Raw genomic sequence first — 14,283 nt, 5'->3', positions numbered from 1 at the left:
TGGAAGTTTTGGCTGAGAGAGCAATTTCGATATTACAACAGTACGGTAAAGAATATACGATTACTTATTTCTGAGTACTTAATAGCTGAACTTGGGGCTTGTGTTCTTGCTGCTTTGACAGGAATTCAGAAGGAAAATCTTTTGCACAACTCCGCAGCTTATTTACAATCTTGGTTAGCTTGTATGAAGGAGGATAAACGATTTATTTTTCGAGTCGCTCCACAAGCTGAAAGCGCTGTCAAATATATTCTTGGCAACTAAAATATAAACTTATTTATTCTAATCTTGGTGGAATGGAAGTAGCTTAGAGGCTGTTCTTTTGGACAGTCTCTTTTTTATAAGAAAAGAGATTATAACATCTTTTTTGATAACTTATTTTAATAAAAAATATCAACGGAGTAAAATTGTAATACGAATAAGTGTTATGCAGTAATAGTCATTTTTCAGATAAAAAACCTTATCTTTGATAGAAGTTAATACTCTAGTAACTTACTAGGTAAACTTAGTTTACTTGGTTTTTCAGATTTATTTTATTTACCCAACAAACTTGTTTTATCTCTCAAAACGAACTCATTATGTCGAAAGAAAAGGAAACTAAAAAGCATATTGTTCCTGTAAAAAAGGAACCACTGACTCCTGAACGACAATCAAACATGAGTATTGATGGGTTCAATCTTGCAGAATTTTCTTTGTCGCCCCTCACCTATCAAACACGAGAATTTGCTCATAAAGAACTTTTTTACGAATGGGAACAAGTCTTAGATGGCGAACTGCGCCAGTGTTATTTTAAAATCTCTTATGGAGAGACACCTCCCAATGCAGACACAGAAGATTACTTATTATTACTGTTTTTTCTTGGTCAAATAAAAAATACTCCTCTCGCTTTAGAAACAAGTTTTTATGAAATTCTAAAAACAAAAGGAATAGATTATACACCAAACAAACAACAAATTCATAGTATTATCCGTCATTTAGATGCTCTTATGGATTTGAAGATTGAGACCAACTTTATTTATGATCGGAAGACAAAGAAATGGAATAAAGGAATTAAGACAGGTGTTATTAGTGGATATGAGTATAAAAGCAAAAAACAACGCTTAAAGAGACTCTCTGCTTCAGATACTATTGAGGATATCCAAGAGCTTGATACCATATATTTTGACCCTGCTTTCTATAAATACTTTGTGGCAGATAATATTTCTTTTGACCTTGCAACGTATTTTCTCTTAGAAAACCCAACTCCTAAACGGATGTATCGGTTTGGGAATAAATATGCAAAAAATTTTGGATCATTTGGTCTTGACCTTGTTCATTTTTGTATCACTCGCCTTGGAATGAAAAAATCATATGTTGATGGTTTTAAGTATATATCCAAACTAGCCTCAAAACTTCGTCCTCATGCTTCACGAGTAAATGAAACTGTAGACGAATTAGAAATTACCATTCAGAAAGATAAAAAACAGCCTTCTGGGTATAAAATATACTTTTGTGACAATACAGAAGGCGAGCAGAAAAAGGCTTCTCTTGAAGGTTTTACAAAAGCAGAGAAGAAACTCTATGAAGAACTTTGTAAAGAAGGTATTTATCCAAGTCCTGCGAGAAACTTAGTAGTAAAACTACGAACATACCTTGGAAGACTTGGTGCTGCTTATGCGGAGTATACAATCAAAGCATTTAGAAAATACGAAAAGAAGGGGCTTAAAATAGATAAGAAAAATCGTGGGGGTGTTTTGCTCCAGGCATTCAATGACCATTGGTATTATCCTGCCTTTATGGAATGGCATAATAGTAAAGAAAAACGAGAAGAAGCAAAAGCACTCAAATATCCTGAGAAAAATGCAGTTCAGCAAGTTATAAATCAAAAACCCCAACAAACTTTGAATTTCCCTAAAAAAGAAACGCCAATAAAGAAACCTAAAGCACAAGATGCCCTCAAAACACCTTCAGTAGAAATTAAAAAGACAAAGTTTAGGCTAGAAAAATTTAAAGAACTATACCCTGATGTTTTTGCAAAAATATACCAATACCAATTAGAATCTGCCAAACGAGCTTTAGCAACTTTTGGTGAAGCTATTGTAACCAATAATGGAAAAAACACCTTTGACGAAGGTGTTTTACAGAGAGTTGAGTTCTATTGCCATCAGTGTCATAGAGAGTTTGAGAAAGGGCGTTCTGACTACTTCCCTCCTATGTAAAATGAATTACATTGTTCTTATCGGATACTTAGGGGTAAAAATGATAAAACAGCTCTCGGATACTTAAGGATAAAATACTGTCGGATACTTAGGGGTAAAAACACAAAGTATCGGATAGTTAAAGGTAAAAAAGTATCGGATAGTTAAGGGTAAAAAAATAAAATAGGTGCTCAATCTTCGATAAACAAAGGCTTTCAAGCTATTCTTTTTTTCTCTAAGTCTTTTATATTTAAGTATAAAGATTTATATAACATAAGTGCTTTTTATTTTTTCTTTTAAAATTCAAAAATTGAAATGAAAAAAGAATATACTTGAGTTTACTTGGTTTACTTTGAAATTTTAGTATACTCTATAATCTCAATAACTTAAGTTTACTTAGTAAACTTAAGTTATCTTCTTTTCGATTTTCGTTTCTTTTTTGCTCTAAATTCTTCGTTTTCTTTTTCCCAAGCTTCTACGTATTCTTCAAGTGCTTCTTGGATAATCTCTTTTAGCATAGCTCTTTCCCAGTATGCGATGTCTTTAAGTTTATTTACAGTACTTTGTTTGATTATATAAGTCGCACGGACTTCTGGATCTACTTCTTCTTGGTGTTCAATAATAGACTCTTTTGTCTTGGATTTTTTAGGTGCTTCTTTCTCGTTGATATTTTTTTCTTCTTTGTTTTTTTGTTCTGGAGTATTTCCTAGAAGTTTATCGAATCCAGAGCTAAAATTTTTTTTTGCCATAATATACTCTATTTATTAAGTAAACTTAGTTTACTAAAGTTTTTTATTTTACTTGGTTTGCTTTATTTATTGAGATTACTTGCAATAGGCTATAACTTCTTTTACAAGTGCTCCATAATCTTTTGCACCATTACTTTTAGGGCTATATCTATAAATATCGATTCCATTTGAAGGAGCTTCAGCAAGTGTTACATTGCTTCTTATAACAGTTTTAAATGCTTTTTCTTTTAGTGCATCTTTTACGCTATCGTGTACGTTTCGATTCAAAATTTTCCGACTGTCGTAACGAGTAATAAAAACCTTGTCTATTTCAAGACCTACTTGAGATATTGCCTCTCCGAGAATTGTATAGCCTTTTAAAGCCAAAAATTCAGACTCAATAGGAACAAAAATTTTGTCTGATGCTACAAACGCATTTATTGTTAAAAGACCTAAAGAAGGAGGGCAATCAAGAAGAATGAAATCATATCGTTCTTTTATCGGCTCTAAGAGTTTGGTAAGAATGCTTTCTCGTTTAAATTCATGACTTAGTTCTATTTGAGCTTTGATTAAGTCCAAAGAAGAAGGGACAACGTCTAAGTTTTTAGTAACATTAATAGGCTCTAGTGGATATTGCCCTCTAAGAGCCCCATAAATTGGCTTTTCTGCTTCATTTATGCCAAGGCTCTGTGAAAGATTAAACTGTGGGTCTAGATCTATCAACAGAACCTTCTTTTTCTTTTTGGCGAGCCCTGCGCCAATATTGATAGTTGATGTAGTTTTCCCTACACCACCTTTAAAATTGGCAATAGAAATAATAGTAGTCATTTTAGATTATTGCATTTACTTGGTTTACTAAGATTCTTAAGTCATCTAAAGATACTAGGTTTTTTGAGTTTTCTGATATTATTGAATCAATATTTTTTATCTTGTGAGAAGAATAATGATACAATTTTTAATAGAAGAGGTGACCTCTTTGATGAATCAGTAAAAAAAATTCGTACAATTTGTTTGGTAATATAATTTATGACTATGGCATCTATTAAAATATTTGATGGGAATAAAGTTCGGTCTTATTGGGATGAAGAAAAAGAAGAATGGTTTTTATCCGTTGTTGATGTAATAGCTGCTTTGACAGACTCAAAGAACCCTCGAAGATATTGGAGCGATCTGAAAAAGAAGCTTAAAAAAGAAGGGTATGTTGAAGTGTACGATAGAATCGTACAGTTGAAAATGGAAGCGTCCGATGGAAAGATGCGGAAAACAGATGCTATTGATTTACAAACATTTTTCCGAGTAGTGCAATCCATCCCTTCTCCCAAAGCAGAACCTTTTAAACGTTGGTTGGCACAATTAGCTACAGAGCGTTTACAGGAAATAGAAGACCCATCTCTTGCCGTTGAACGTGCAAGAGCCTTATACAAGCAGAAGGGGTATGATGACGAATGGATAGAAAAGCGTCTTAAAAGTATTGCGATTCGTGAATCACTTACTAATGAATGGAAAGATAGAGGTGTAAAAGAAAGTATAGAGTATGCAATTTTAACCGCAGAGATAAGTAAAGCAACCTTTGGGCTTTTACCGAGCGAATATAAATCACTTAAAAAATTGGATAAAACTCGCGAGAACCTTCGAGATCATATGACGGATCTTGAATTGATTTTTACGATGCTTGGAGAGGCTTCTACAACTGAAATTGTAAAAAGAGCCGATGCTCAAGGGTTTGAGGAAAATAAAACTTCTGCTCAAGAAGGAGGGAAAATAGCAGGTGAAGCTCGAAAGTCTTTAGAAGAAAAAACAGGGAAGAGCATTATTTCTGGGGACAATTATTTGGAGCAAATTGAGGCTTCTAAGAAGAAGCAGAAGAAGTTGGATTTTGGAAAAGAGGAAAGTGAATTGGATTAACATTATAAATGATTCTGCCAAAACTTAAAAAAAAAGAAAAACTGTGTTTATGTGTGACACAGTTTTCTTTTTATATGCTCTTGACTTCTTTTGCTTAAAAGCAGATTGAAAAAGAAGAACTAGCTTTTAATGCTAGTTAAGAAAATAAATATAACTCAAAGTGAGAAATCCTGCAATAGAAATTTCCGTGGCAATCACTATAATTTCATAAATACTGATTGTGATAATCACATCATTCTGTAAAATATATCGTATTTCGTGTAATACCTTATCAAAATATACAAACATCTTGTCTATGTATGTAGTCAATACTGTAAAGCCTTTTTTTGTTTGTTGAAACACGAAGGCTCGTAATTCAGAGAAGAGAGCAGCTTTAATCATTTCTAAAATAGAGAACAATAATAGTTTTATCATAAAATAAAGAATATTTAATAGCTGCTAGTTCTTTCTATTCCCTTTTACGCTGTGAAAGGAAATCCATTCTATATTTAAAAGCAGAAATGTGTGCAAACGGCACACTCGTCTCGAGCATTGGATTTGGAATCAGACGATTCCCAATTTGATTTTTCATAATTGAATTTTTTTGATATGAAAAAATAATGCTCTTATTCCCAAAAGTAGAATGGAAGACAGGATCTTGACAAGGTATTTTATTTTACTATTCTGTCGTCGTGTGCTTCTTAGAGTTTCTTAGGTTCATAAAGAAGCATCGTGGCTCTTTTGAGTAATCCCATCTACTTTGTGTAGGTGGGATTTTTTTTGAGCTTTTTGATTTTTTTTTATACGGTTAGTGTTGAGGGAATGTTTTGTTAATTTTGTTTTTTTATTCAATTTTAGGATATTATTCCAATTAATTCTTTCTAACTTGCTCCACGAAAATAAAAATTACCAACACAAAGGATGCTTATGAATTTGCTTTTGTAGATGAGTAACTGAGGCACTTAAATAAAGCGTTGTTGTCGTAATATCTGAGTGTCCTAGCATTTTTGACAAACTGTAAATATCACAACCGCCTTCAAGCATAAGGGTAGCAAAAGTATGCCGCAGTAGGTGAGGATAAAATTGAATGCCACTAGCTTCTTTTAATTTTGTAACAAGTTTACGAACAGTTGTTTGCCCCATTTTATCATTCTTTTTAAGGGAAACAAAGAAATAAGGACAAGTTCTATTTTTCTTGGCTCGTTCTCTAATGTATTCTTTTAGAATGGTGATTAGTCGAATATTCAGAGGTATAACTCGGTCTTTATTTCCTTTTCCAGATCGAACGGTTAAGGTTTTAGAGATAAAGTCTACATCAACGATTTTTAAGTTATACAGCTCTTGTAATCTTATGCCTGTGAAAATGAAAGTTGCAATAATTGCTGTTGCTCGATAACGTTCAAAAGAGAAGTGATAGGGATAGTTTTCAGTCCAATCAATCAAACTTAAAGCCTGTTCTTTATTCAGAGAGGAGGGCAGTTTTCTGGATACTTTTGGTTTAGGAATTAATTTTGAAAAATTCTCTTTAATGTGTCCTTCTTTGACACACCAGTCTAAGAATATACTTATGTATTGCAAGTGATTTCTCGTTGTTTTTGCTGTCCACTTTCGGTCTAATCTTCCTTGTATAAGAAATTCTTCAATGGTGGCTTTGTCAAGCTGTTCAAGAAAGTCGATTTCCATCGTTCTTATAAAATCTAAAAAACCGAACCGCATGGATCGGATAGTTCTTGGAGAGTTATTTTTGAAGACTAAAGCATACTGACAAAACTGTTGGTGGAGGGGTATAATATTGACCATTTTAAACTAATCGGGTTATTCCCGACAGAGCTACTTTGTCAAGTTCCGTTTTAATTAGATGCTATTATCTCAGTTATAGACTCAAAAATGGAGGTGGGAGAGTAGTAGAAAATTTCGTCTGTCATATTATGAGCCCGACGAGCTACCGCTGCTCTACTCCGCGATGTGTACTTAAGTCAATGGTAGTCTGTAATAATAGCCAATTGAAAGGGAGAGAAAAGTATATCGCTCTGCGCCTGTCGGGTTAAATTAAGTAGTATTGCCATTATGCTTTTTTCTCTATTCTTGTAAAGGAAAATTTATGGAAAATGAATTTGATAGAAACTTTCTTGTAATCCCTTCATGGAAATGGAAGCATATCGCTCGGTTGTTGTAATACTACTATGTCCCATAAGCTGTTTCAGCTTAAAGAAAGGAAGGTTTTGATCGGTACAGTTCCGTCCAAAGGTATGGCGTAACATGTGTGGAGTAAATTTTATCCCTGATTGAATAGAAATTGTTTTACACAATTGATGAATGTATTTTGCGCTTATTTGTGCTTGTTGCCTGGTGCTTGCAAAAAGCCAATTATTGGCTTGTTTTCTCTTTTCTAAAAGTGATATATATCGTTCCATTAAAGGAAGTAAATGCGGATGAATAGGAATGAGTCGCATTTTATTTCCTTTTCCTTTTTGAATGCAAAGTGTTTTTTCCTGAAGACTTACATCGTGACATTGTAGATGTCGTAGCTCATTTAACCGAATACCTGTTTGCAAAAATGTTGCAATAATCAAATGATTTCGAATTGCAATGAAAGACGATTTACATACAATCTGTTTCGATTGTTGCATAATTATGGCAACTTGTTGTGCTGTTAAGTAACGAGGTAAAGAAGTAGGCAATTTGGGTTTTTCTATCTGCCGAGCAGGGTTAAAAGAAAGATAGTGCTTTTTTATAGCCCAATCATAAAAGCTGATAATACTTTGTAGGTGATTTCGAAAGGTTTTGGGAGACCATCCCTTTTGTCTAGATTGGGTATAAAGGTATTCCCGAAGTTGCGCTGTCTTTATTGTCTTTAGATTGTCGTTTTCTAGATAAAAAAGACAAGTATGTATATTTTGAAGAATTGTTTTATAGGATTTTACTTGTAGCCCCTTTTCACGAAGACAAAATTGTTTGAACTCTGGAACTAATGAATGAAACTGCATGGATAGAAAGCTAGAAAATTAAAAGAGAAGGGAAATATCCCACCCCCAAGTATGCGATTGAACCAGTTTTTTATTTTTTGAACACAATATTTATTCAAAAACAGATGATTTTATTACACTCTTTTTTGGAGCATAAATTGTTGAAACCAAGCTTTGGTTTTAAGTAAAATAGGGCGTTGATTTCCAGTAATAAATAAAGCACGATGGATAGGCATGGTTCGAATAGCATCGTTGCTCATGAGTGGTTGTTGAGTCGTTCTTATTTTTCCGTTTTGTTGTTTAGAAACTATTTTCGTGCCCAATATTTTTTCGAGTTGTTGGCAGGTGTTGAGTCCTAGTGCTGGATAATAAATATGATTGTTGCATCCACCATTGATAATGGTTTGTGCTTGGTTTTTATATTGAAATTCAAGTTGTTCGAGTTCTTGAATAATAATGCTAATAGAAACCTTTCTTTTGCGAAGGACAGTGAGATAAGTAGGAAAATTGGGAATGTTCATATTTCCAAACTCGTCTAAGAAAAAACGAATGGGTAAATAGGTGTTTTTTCCTGTTGGCATGGAGAGACAGAATCGAAATAGTTGACTGTATATCAAAGAGAGCAAAAAGCTAAAATAGGCCAATTCTTGCTCTGGGACGATAATAAAAAGAACAGAGGGCTGTGTCCGTAATGTTTCAAACTGAAGTGTTTCTTTTGCTGTAATATTTCTAATAAATACATCAGAAAGAGGGTGAAGTGCTGTCTTACAGGTAGAGAGAATACCAGCTATTGTTTTTCCATCTTGAGCATGAAAGGCTTTATAGCGTTCAAATTGTTCTTGGTTGAGTACTTGGCTAAATTTCTTGTATAATTGTTTTTGATTGAAGCTCATCTGTTGTAAGAGTTGATAGAGTTTTAGTAGGGTAGGAGGATCTTCTTTTTGTTGTGCAAGATATTCGATCAATAAGCCTAAGAAAGCTTTGGCAGAATCTACCCAAAAGGTATCGCCTCCTTGAGTAGGATAGGCAGCATGGATGATAATATGAGCCATTTTTGCTGCATGAGAAGAAGATTTAATCCGAGTGAAAGGATTGTATTGTAGACTTGGATACTCTTCTCGTAAATCAAAGCATTTGACCTGATACCCTTTCTTTTTTAGATAGCGATGGGTTGTGGCATAGATTTCCCCAGAAGGGTCGGTAAATACGGCAGAACAGGTACCATCCAATCGTAATGCGTTGGTCAAAACATAGCGACTGGTTTTTCCATATCCTGTGGGAGCCACTAATAAAAGGTTCTCATAAGACTTGTTTAGTGGTATTTTATTTTTTCCATCAATAACCAATCCTTTGTTCCAAGGATTGAGTAAGAGCCAACGTTTCCAAAAGGGTAAAAAATGAGCAGATTTAAAATGTTGTGGCATAGAAAGGGATAAAGAAATAATTAGCGTTCTCGTGATGTACCTCTTGTAAAAGCACGGTCAATTTGATGAAGTTCTTGTAGGCGTCTAAAAATCTTAAGATCAATCCCAAAATCTGAGAACGTATATTGTTGATTTTGATAGGAGAGGAGTTGCTGTTTTTTATCAATGGAAAGCATATTGGGGAGTGCTCTGTGTAGGAATTGGAAAAATTGCGTTTCATTTTCTGCTTTGTCGTAGGCATGAAAAAGTGTTTGTTGGAGTTTTCTTTTTGGAAAGGTTCTCATTCTCTCATACACTAAGCTATGCTGTAATTGTGGGTAGTGTTTTTGTTGATACTGCTCTAAAGTCACTCGAAGTTGATAAAATTCTTTTCTACTCTGCCTGGTTGTCTGGACGCTTTTGTATTGATTCCCTGCAATGAGTGCATGGATATGAACATGCTCTTTATCGTGATGACTTTGTGCAAAGCAAGGCGTATGTGGAGCCCTCAATTGGATGTATTTTTTTATTAAATCATAGAGTATATTTGGTGTGATAAAGGAATTATCTAGGGTATGAAAGGAAAGAATGGAGTGGTAACAAGCATTGCCATTTTTGCGGGGTATTCGATAGGAATCATTTTCTTGAAATGCTTGGATAATAGCCTCTGTTTTTTGAGAGGGGAGGCACTGAAAAAAACGTAAAGGGTGTTGATTATGTGGTCTATCTTGGGTAATGTAGTGAATTAATTGAGCAAAATTGGGAGATTTACGAGCAAAGGTTTTGATAATCATGTCATCAAAAAGGGAATAAAAAGACGCTTATGGAGACATTCTTTTTTCGATGATTTCTAGACGCTCTTTTACCCAAGTATGAAGATGAGGATGGTTTTGAACCATTTCTTCTAAGAGTGTTTCTAATTTTTGTGGTTGGTGGAAAATACGATGCAATGAAGTTTCAAGAATGGTGATTAAATCTTGAATTTCTTGAAACTGGTCTGCGGTAAAGTCCTGTCCTTTTTGAGCAATATGATGAATGGCATCGCTGACTTGTCGAAGGCTTCTTTCAAAGTGTTTGATTTGTGAATCATCTGGTAGAATATAAACGCCTTGAATGTATGCTAAAGCAGCTTGTTTGATGAAAACAGTAATTCGTTTTTTGTGAAGTTTGGCTGCTTTTTGAAAGGCTGAAAGTTCATCAGCCTGAAGTCGTATTTCTTTTTTGATTAATTTCCTTTTGGAAGCTTTTAGTTTACTCCGTTGTACTTTTTGCACTACAGCTATTTTTTCTAATGGCTCTGTCATAGAATAAAAATGAGAAGATAAAAAAAGCAGCCTCTGAATTAAAGAAGGGGCTGTTTGGTAGAATGGACTATATACAGAGTTACTGGTTTGACCAAAAGTTTTTGAGAAATTTTGAGTAGCGTAAACTTTAAAAGATCATAAGCGTAAACTTTAGAGAGAGTAGGAGGTCGATTGCAAGTATGCAAGTTGTAACCAAACTCAAAGAGTTTGAAGCTTTCACTTGCCCAATCATACTTATGATTGGTTTGCAAGGGGATCCCCCTTAGACCCCTTCAATGCAAAAGAGTTTGACTCCAAACATAGTTTTGGAGTCAAACTCTCTTTTTAATTTAGGTTGTAAAACAGGCTTAGAAAAAGAACCCTAATCCATCGATATAAAGTTGTGACTCTATATCTTGCTGAATGGTGTTTTGTTGTTTATTCTGTTCTTTTTTCTTTTGGTAAGCATCGAATATTTTTTGTTTTTCACGAATGTTTTCTTGGAGTTGAAGGTCTTGAAATGTATATAGATTTCCTTGGTGTTTTATGCCAGTAAGTTTCCTGTTTTTGATAATAGGTTGCAACTCTACTTTTGAAAAAAAGTAAAGGAGTTGTGGCATACTCCGTGATGTCTCAATGAGTTTTTTGAGCACCTTTTTTAGTTCCTGTTGTTGGTGTTTTTTTGTTTTTGCATTGATGGAGCGAATATGGTTTTTATATTGTTCAAGAGATTTATTTTGAATTTCTTGGCGATTGGATTTGAGATACTCTTGGAGTTTTTCATTGCTTATTACCATACTGAGTAAACTCGGTTTTTCTTGTTGATGTGTTTTGGGGGGAACAATTGTTTTCTGCTCAAGACTACGAAGCATCTCTTTACTTATACCAAGCGTTGTAAAGCGATATTTTCGATTATGATAGCGCACTCCTGCTAACTTTGATCTGTAGTAATAATGGCTTAATTGTGGCTGTTGGTTGATAATGTCAATGAATGTTTGTACGCTAGAGCTTTGCTCATACATCTGTATTATAGCTTGAGCCAAACGCTCTTTATCTAGTTTTTGTGGGCGGTTTGTTCTTTTTTGTGCTTGTCTATATTTGTCTTGGCGTTTTGCTTTCCCTCTTGGTCGTGCTTTATCAGAGTTTTGGTATACGAGAGAGTGATTCAGTAGAGGATACTGCTTCTTTTGGTAGGTTTCTATAGATTTTCGAAGTTCTTTAAACTGATTTTTACTCATCCGCATGGACTTCTTGCTTCGTACCTTGTTGCCACTGATAAGTAGGTGCACATGTGGATGTGGTTCGTGTATATGGGGAACAGCCAAAACAAGACCATTCCCCTTTGTACGAAGCTGTATATACTGCTCTGTAAGATCTTTCATCGTTTCTGTATTTAGTCCCTCCCATTGCTTCCAGGAAAGAATTTCATGATGCAAGACGGTTCCATTTTTGCGAACTTTACGAAAAGCATCATTGGCAAGAAAAGCTTGTTTGTATGCTTTTTGGGTATAGCCAATGATGTTTTGTGTGATGACAAAAGAATTATCTTTTTCTGTTCTCCTTCCTTTATCGTGGAGTACATATTCTATCAATCGTGTAATGTCAGACCTGTTTTTGCACGAAAGTGTTTTGATAACCATATTCTCTATCTATTTGCGGTGCGGATGATCTCTAGCATACGTCGCTGATCGTTTGGAAATGCTTTGATGTGATTTTGTAGAAGGGTATCTAAACGAGGTGGTGTACAGAGTGCGTTGATAATAGTTTCCTCAATCGTGTAAAGGAGCTTGTAGATGATGTCCAATTGTTCTTGGGTAGTTGTATGATATGTGTTGGCATGGTGTGCTATTTGGTTTATATTTGTACCAATCTTTCGTATCTGAATAATAAGTTGCTCGATGATTTCTGGCTTAGGAACAACGTATGTTTGGTTGAGGTAGGCAAAGACAAATTGTTTGATGCCATCATTAAGCTTTAGATCATATTCTTTGAGTATTTTTTTTAGCTGACGATCTTCTGATACACTAAGCGTAATTGTTTTTCGGATGCGTTTTTTACTGTAGGTTTTGTGATAATACTTCTGGTAGTCTTTCCTCCATTGTTTTTGAAGGCTTTTGCGTTGTGCATCGTTGAGCGAATCGGTTAAATCGTGTGCCAAGAGGTATTCTTGAAAACTTTTGTATTTCATAATGAGAATTTTTAGTCGTTGTGTTAAAGGTCAAAAGAGATATTAGGAGGACTGTCTTTAGGAGGTACTTGAGGTTTTGATAAGTCGGGTAATGGGATTAAGGGAACAGAGGGGAGTTGATTGGAATAAAGTGGTGGCGGTTTTATCGCTGCTCGTCTACTAAGCTCTTTATCTTCATAGTAACCCCTAAAGTTTTTTAGCTTCACAGGAAGATAAGCACCATGAACAAAGATAGCTTCATCGGATTTGAGTCGTTGGACTTCTTGGGTAAGCATCAAGTCTCTTGGGTATGGATTACTCTTATTTTGTGTCCAAGGATCAATATCTTCGTATGTATGGGTGCCAAGTTGTTTTGAGATTTCTTCGGCTGTGTCATAATCAAGCCCTCCAAGATAGAGTCTTGAAGCAATAGCACCTTTTATAAGTGTATTGGCTCTATCCCTTCCATAGAGAGCATGAAGTTGGGATGTTGATTGGCATACCAAAATACAGGCTATGCGGTATTTTCTGGTGATAGAAAGGATAGAATCCATGTTTTTGATGCCCATGGCAGGAAATTCGTCCATGTAGCAGAAAACATCTCTAGAAGAGGAGGTAAAGTTTTTTGTGAAGAAATCGAAGAGCTGTTGATAGAGACAATTAATAAAAAATTTCAAGTGCGGAATATCGGTTTCTTTTGCGGTGATATAGAGGATGCTTTTCTTTGTGCGAAGACTCTCTATATCCAGCTCGTTTTTACTCGTAAGTGCACAGAGCTTTTGGTCTGTAAACACTCGTAAAGCTGTCCGCGCATTTGATAAAATGGTTTGGAGTACTTTGGGGTGTGTTTGAAGAATACCTAAAAATTCACTATACAGTGTTTGTAGTACTTTGGGGTTTTGGAATAACGGAAGAAGTATCGAGCCATCACCAAAGTTATTTATGAGCCACCGTACATTGGCGAGGTTCGTATATTGGGGCTCGTCAATGGATTTAAGCAGTTTGATAAGAATCTCAATAAGAGAAGCTGATGATTGATTCCAAAATGCATTATCTCCTGTATCAGGAAGGGCGGAGCTAATGAGGATATTGGCGAGATTTCCAATTTCTCTGTCTGTTGTCGCAAAATGAAGCGGATTATAAAAGATAGACGTCTCTGGCGAAGAAAAGTCAATCCTTTGAATAGAGTAACCACGAAGTTTTCCATACCCAGCCGTTGCCTTGTAAAGCTCGGATGACACGTCTGTAACAATAATGCTTGCATAACGATCCATCTGATTTAGAATTGATGGAATGATAACGCGACTTGATTTGCCTCCTCCGCTAAAACTTGAAATCAATAAATTAGAATATGATTTCTTTAGGTTTAATGTGTACTTAGGCGAATTGAGACAAATACCAGAAAAGTTAGAATCGAGTAATTTTGAGTCAATCATCTCTTGATCGGTCATGAAATGCGTCTGCCCATATCGGTTACTAGGGGATTCTAACTTGTTTTTGATGTATTTGCCTGCATACTTTCCTGTATGTTTTCCTAGAGACACGGTAGTATCTAGAGCTGTCTTGGCAGTTTTTTGCGTAGCACCAAGCAGTATTTTAGTCGTAAACTTAAAGAGTTTTTTCATTGTTGTTTGAATTACCCCATGCAAGAAAAGTCTTTGCATGGGGTTGTGAATGG

Annotated in this window: 13 protein-coding genes; 3 read left to right on the top strand and 10 right to left on the bottom strand. The window is 35.1% G+C overall.

Annotated elements, in window-relative coordinates; genetic code table 11:
- Both CG11_RS30705 and CG11_RS27070 read left to right on the top strand, forming a co-directional pair.
- Positions 1–261 (top strand): zincin-like metallopeptidase domain-containing protein (locus tag CG11_RS30705; protein WP_255351995.1); only part of this gene is annotated, 261 nt, incomplete at its 5' end.
- A 314-nt stretch (positions 262–575) separates the two neighbouring features.
- Entirely contained in the window at positions 576–2,195 is a 1,620-nt protein-coding gene (locus CG11_RS27070; protein WP_052600039.1) for a hypothetical protein, read from the top strand.
- Between the two features lie 389 nt (positions 2,196–2,584).
- Here CG11_RS27070 and CG11_RS27065 read toward each other — a convergent pair whose 3' ends face one another.
- Positions 2,585–2,923, bottom strand: coding sequence for a hypothetical protein (locus CG11_RS27065; RefSeq protein WP_052600038.1), 339 nt, complete (start codon positions 2,921–2,923; stop codon positions 2,585–2,587).
- A 75-nt stretch (positions 2,924–2,998) separates the two neighbouring features.
- Positions 2,999–3,730 (bottom strand): ParA family protein, encoded by a 732-nt coding sequence (locus tag CG11_RS27060; RefSeq protein WP_052600037.1) that lies wholly within the window; start codon positions 3,728–3,730, stop codon positions 2,999–3,001.
- Between the two features lie 204 nt (positions 3,731–3,934).
- On the opposite strand from CG11_RS27060, the gene CG11_RS27055 reads away from it, so the two are divergent.
- Positions 3,935–4,807, top strand: a complete 873-nt coding sequence (locus CG11_RS27055) for a Bro-N domain-containing protein (RefSeq protein ID WP_197043995.1) — start codon at positions 3,935–3,937, stop codon at positions 4,805–4,807.
- Between the two features lie 885 nt (positions 4,808–5,692).
- Here CG11_RS27055 and CG11_RS27045 read toward each other — a convergent pair.
- The 8 genes from CG11_RS27045 to CG11_RS27010 all read right to left on the bottom strand — a co-directional run bounded on the left by CG11_RS27045 (position 5,693) and on the right by CG11_RS27010 (position 14,230).
- Positions 5,693–6,586, bottom strand: a complete 894-nt coding sequence (locus CG11_RS27045; protein ID WP_081909673.1) for a tyrosine-type recombinase/integrase — start codon at positions 6,584–6,586, stop codon at positions 5,693–5,695.
- A gap of 299 nt (positions 6,587–6,885) precedes the next feature.
- Entirely contained in the window at positions 6,886–7,773 is an 888-nt protein-coding gene (locus tag CG11_RS27040; RefSeq protein WP_052600033.1) for a tyrosine-type recombinase/integrase, read from the bottom strand.
- Positions 7,774–7,886: 113 nt separating this feature from the next.
- Positions 7,887–9,176 (bottom strand): type IV secretory system conjugative DNA transfer family protein, encoded by a 1,290-nt coding sequence (locus CG11_RS27035; RefSeq protein ID WP_052600032.1) that lies wholly within the window; start codon positions 9,174–9,176, stop codon positions 7,887–7,889.
- A 20-nt stretch (positions 9,177–9,196) separates the two neighbouring features.
- Positions 9,197–9,949 carry a relaxase/mobilization nuclease domain-containing protein gene (locus tag CG11_RS27030; protein WP_052600031.1) on the bottom strand — a complete coding sequence of 251 codons (753 nt, stop codon included), beginning with the start codon at positions 9,947–9,949 and terminating at the stop codon, positions 9,197–9,199.
- Positions 9,950–9,976: 27 nt separating this feature from the next.
- Positions 9,977–10,459 (bottom strand): hypothetical protein, encoded by a 483-nt coding sequence (locus CG11_RS27025; protein ID WP_052600030.1) that lies wholly within the window; start codon positions 10,457–10,459, stop codon positions 9,977–9,979.
- 347 nt (positions 10,460–10,806) lie between these two features.
- The gene (locus CG11_RS27020) at positions 10,807–12,078 is read right to left on the bottom strand and encodes a relaxase/mobilization nuclease domain-containing protein (protein WP_052600029.1); all 1,272 of its coding nucleotides are present in this window, start codon (positions 12,076–12,078) and stop codon (positions 10,807–10,809) included.
- Positions 12,079–12,083: 5 nt separating this feature from the next.
- Positions 12,084–12,626, bottom strand: coding sequence for a plasmid mobilization relaxosome protein MobC (gene mobC, locus CG11_RS27015; RefSeq protein WP_052600028.1), 543 nt, complete (start codon positions 12,624–12,626; stop codon positions 12,084–12,086).
- Positions 12,627–12,649: 23 nt separating this feature from the next.
- Positions 12,650–14,230 carry a type IV secretory system conjugative DNA transfer family protein gene (locus tag CG11_RS27010; RefSeq protein WP_197043994.1) on the bottom strand — a complete coding sequence of 527 codons (1,581 nt, stop codon included), beginning with the start codon at positions 14,228–14,230 and terminating at the stop codon, positions 12,650–12,652.
- Between the last annotated feature and the right edge of the window lie 53 nt (positions 14,231–14,283).

Origin of the sequence: Aureispira sp. CCB-QB1 (assembly GCF_000724545.1) — a bacterium.
Lineage (GTDB): Bacteria > Bacteroidota > Bacteroidia > Chitinophagales > Saprospiraceae > Aureispira.
This window is presented reverse-complemented; position numbering and strand designations above follow the sequence as displayed.

Excerpts from the sequence above, each read along its gene's own strand:
- CG11_RS27070 (WP_052600039.1), top strand. The coding sequence starts at position 576 with ATGTCGAAAGAAAAGGAAACTAAAAAGCATATTGTTCCTGTAAAAAAG.
- CG11_RS27065 (WP_052600038.1), bottom strand. The coding sequence starts at position 2,923 with ATGGCAAAAAAAAATTTTAGCTCTGGATTCGATAAACTTCTAGGAAAT.
- CG11_RS27060 (WP_052600037.1), bottom strand. The coding sequence starts at position 3,730 with ATGACTACTATTATTTCTATTGCCAATTTTAAAGGTGGTGTAGGGAAA.
- CG11_RS27055 (WP_197043995.1), top strand. The coding sequence starts at position 3,935 with ATGGCATCTATTAAAATATTTGATGGGAATAAAGTTCGGTCTTATTGG.
- CG11_RS27045 (WP_081909673.1), bottom strand. The coding sequence starts at position 6,586 with ATGGTCAATATTATACCCCTCCACCAACAGTTTTGTCAGTATGCTTTA.
- CG11_RS27040 (WP_052600033.1), bottom strand. The coding sequence starts at position 7,773 with ATGCAGTTTCATTCATTAGTTCCAGAGTTCAAACAATTTTGTCTTCGT.
- CG11_RS27035 (WP_052600032.1), bottom strand. The coding sequence starts at position 9,176 with ATGCCACAACATTTTAAATCTGCTCATTTTTTACCCTTTTGGAAACGT.
- CG11_RS27030 (WP_052600031.1), bottom strand. The coding sequence starts at position 9,949 with ATGATTATCAAAACCTTTGCTCGTAAATCTCCCAATTTTGCTCAATTA.
- CG11_RS27025 (WP_052600030.1), bottom strand. The coding sequence starts at position 10,459 with ATGACAGAGCCATTAGAAAAAATAGCTGTAGTGCAAAAAGTACAACGG.
- CG11_RS27020 (WP_052600029.1), bottom strand. The coding sequence starts at position 12,078 with ATGGTTATCAAAACACTTTCGTGCAAAAACAGGTCTGACATTACACGA.
- mobC (WP_052600028.1), bottom strand. The coding sequence starts at position 12,626 with ATGAAATACAAAAGTTTTCAAGAATACCTCTTGGCACACGATTTAACC.
- CG11_RS27010 (WP_197043994.1), bottom strand. The coding sequence starts at position 14,230 with ATGAAAAAACTCTTTAAGTTTACGACTAAAATACTGCTTGGTGCTACG.